The following is a 324-nucleotide window of genomic DNA, read 5'->3' as shown; positions in this document are numbered from 1 at the left end:
TAAAAAAAAGCCTGCAAATAATTGCAGGCTTATCTTATGTGGCTCCTCAACCTGGACTTGAACCAGGGACAAACGGATTAACAGTCCGTTGCTCTACCAACTGAGCTATTGAGGAATTGTTCTTTATGTAGTTGCCTTTAATAATGAAAAGCGACTAATTTTATTCGCTACTACCAATTAATTGAAGTAGTCATTCAAATAAAAAAAAGCCTGCAAATAATTGCAGGCTTATCTTATGTGGCTCCTCAACCTGGACTTGAACCAGGGACAAACGGATTAACAGTCCGTTGCTCTACCAACTGAGCTATTGAGGAATTGTTCTTT

General features: G+C 38.6%; 2 tRNA genes. Both read right to left on the bottom strand.

The features are described 5' to 3' along the window. Window positions 1–39: 39 nt before the first annotated feature. A tRNA-Asn gene (locus tag H4J66_RS00935) sits at window positions 40–115 on the bottom strand. Window positions 116–238: 123 nt separating this feature from the next. Next, a tRNA-Asn gene (locus tag H4J66_RS00930) sits at window positions 239–314 on the bottom strand. Window positions 315–324: the final 10 nt, after the last annotated feature.

The sequence above is a fragment of the Colwellia sp. MB3u-55 genome, assembly GCF_014076785.1.
Classification (GTDB): domain Bacteria; phylum Pseudomonadota; class Gammaproteobacteria; order Enterobacterales; family Alteromonadaceae; genus Colwellia_A.
This window is presented reverse-complemented; position numbering and strand designations above follow the sequence as displayed.